Here is a 2,638-nt window from a genome sequence, read left to right as displayed (position 1 = left end):
CCGTAGTCGTATGTGTTTGGCTGGGTTGATGTACTTCCCAAGTAGGACGACACTCGTGGAATGTCGTGTGAATCTGGCGGGACCACCCGCTAAGCCTAAATACTTCTTGATGACCGATAGCGGACAAGTACCGTGAGGGAAAGGTGAAAAGTACCCCTGGCGGGGAGTGAAATAGTACCTGAAACCGTGTGCCTACAATCCGTCAGAGCCCGGCCGGCCCTTTGGGGCAGTGGGGGTGATGGCGTGCCTTTTGAAGAATGAGCCTGCGAGTTAGCGGTGTGTGGCAAGGTTAACCCGTGTGGGGAAGCCGTAGCGAAAGCGAGTCCTAATAGGGCGATTGAGTCGCGCGCTCTAGACCCGAAGCGAAGTGATCTAGCCATGGGCAGGTTGAAGCGCCGGTAAGACGGCGTGGAGGACCGAACCCACTTCAGTTGAAAATGGAGGGGATGACCTGTGGTTAGGGGTGAAAGGCCAATCAAACTTCGTGATAGCTGGTTCTCCCCGAAATGCATTTAGGTGCAGCGTTGCGTGTTTCTTGCCGGAGGTAGAGCACTGGATAGCCGATGGGCCCGACCAGGTTACTGACGTTAGCCAAACTCCGAATGCCGGTAAGTGAGAGCGCAGCAGTGAGACAGTGGGGGATAAGCTCCATTGTCGAGAGGGAAACAGCCCAGACCATCAGCTAAGGCCCCTAAGCGGTAACTAAGTGGAAAAGGATGTGGAGTCGCAGTGACAACCAGGAGGTTGGCTTGGAAGCAGCCACCCTTGAAAGAGTGCGTAATAGCTCACTGGTCAAGTGATTCCGCGCCGACAATGTAGCGGGGCTCAAGTTATCCGCCGAAGCTATGGCATTCCGGTTCTGCCGGGATGGGTAGGGGAGCGTCGTGTACCGAGTGAAGCAGCGGAGTGATCCAGCGGTGGACGGTACGCGAGTGAGAATGCAGGCATGAGTAGCGAATGATGTGTGAGAAACACATCCGCCGAATGATCAAGGGTTCCAGGGTCAAGCTAATCTGCCCTGGGTAAGTCGGGACCTAAGGCGAGGCCGACAGGCGTAGTCGATGGACAACGGGTTGATATTCCCGTACCGGCGAAATGACGCCCATGATGAGGCGCATGATGCTAACCATCTGAAGCGCACGTGACCGATCCCTTCGGGGTGAGGCGTGTGTGTGGAACATGGGACCCAAGTGTGTAGTAGTCAAGTGATGGGGTGACGCAGGAAGGTAGTCGATCCGGCGCGATGGTAGTCGCCGGCCAAGCATGTAGGACTGAGTCTAGGCAAATCCGGGCTCTGTATGTCTGAGATGTGATGGGGAGCCATTAGGCGAAGTCGGTGATCCTATGCTGTCAAGAAAAACCTCTAGCGAGTCATGAGCCGCCCGTACCCCAAACCGACTCAGGTGATCAGGTAGAGAATACCAAGGCGATCGAGCGAACCATGGTTAAGGAACTCGGCAAAATGCCCCCGTAACTTCGGGAGAAGGGGGGCCTGGATCGTGAACCCACTAGCTGGGGGAAGCGTGAAAGGCCGCAGAGACCAGGCCCAAGCGACTGTTTACTAAAAACACAGGTCCGTGCGAAGTTGTAAGACGATGTATACGGACTGACTCCTGCCCGGTGCTGGAAGGTTAAGAGGACGGGTTAGCCTCACGGCGAAGCTCAGAATTTAAGCCCCAGTAAACGGCGGTGGTAACTATAACCATCCTAAGGTAGCGAAATTCCTTGTCGGGTAAGTTCCGACCTGCACGAATGGAGTAACGACTTGGGCGCTGTCTCAACCGTGGACTCGGCGAAATTGCACTACGAGTAAAGATGCTCGTTACGCGCGGCAGGACGGAAAGACCCCGGGACCTTTACTATAGTTTGGTATTGGTGTTTGGTTCGGCTTGTGTAGGATAGGTGGGAGACTGTGAAGCGCACACGCCAGTGTGTGTGGAGTCAACGTTGAAATACCACTCTGGTCGTACTAGATGTCTAACTTCGGACCATGATCTGGTTCAGGGACAGTGCCTGATGGGTAGTTTAACTGGGGCGGTTGCCTCCTAAAGTGTAACGGAGGCGCTCAAAGGTTCCCTCAGCCTGGTTGGCAATCAGGTGGCGAGTGTAAGTGCACAAGGGAGCTTGACTGTGAGACAGACATGTCGAGCAGGGACGAAAGTCGGAACTAGTGATCTGGCCACGGCATGTGGAAGCGTGGTCACTCAACGGATAAAAGGTACCCCGGGGATAACAGGCTGATCTTCCCCAAGAGTCCATATCGACGGGATGGTTTGGCACCTCGATGTCGGCTCGTCGCATCCTGGGGCTGGAGTAGGTCCCAAGGGTTGGGCTGTTCGCCCATTAAAGCGGCACGCGAGCTGGGTTTAGAACGTCGTGAGACAGTTCGGTCCCTATCCGCCGCGCGCGTAGGAAACTTGAGAAAGGCTGTCCCTAGTACGAGAGGACCGGGATGGACGAACCTCTGGTGTGCCAGTTGTACCGCCAGGTGCATGGCTGGTTAGCTACGTTCGGAAGTGATAACCGCTGAACGCATCTAAGCGGGAAGCACGTTTCAAGATGAGGTTTCCCACCCTATATGGGTTAAGGCCCCCCACAGACTATGGGGTTGATAGGCCGGAGGTGTACAGCAGTGATG

Annotated in this window: 1 rRNA gene; it reads left to right on the top strand. The window is 55.3% G+C overall.

From position 1 onward, the window contains the following. A 23S ribosomal RNA gene (locus IEY84_RS26520) occupies window positions 1-2,638 on the top strand; the annotation flags it as partial.

Origin of the sequence: Nocardioides albus (assembly GCF_014648255.1) — a bacterium.
In the GTDB taxonomy this organism is placed as follows: domain Bacteria; phylum Actinomycetota; class Actinomycetes; order Propionibacteriales; family Nocardioidaceae; genus Nocardioides; species Nocardioides albus.
The sequence above is the reverse complement of the archived record's forward strand: the minus strand, read 5'-3'. Positions and strand labels throughout refer to the sequence as shown.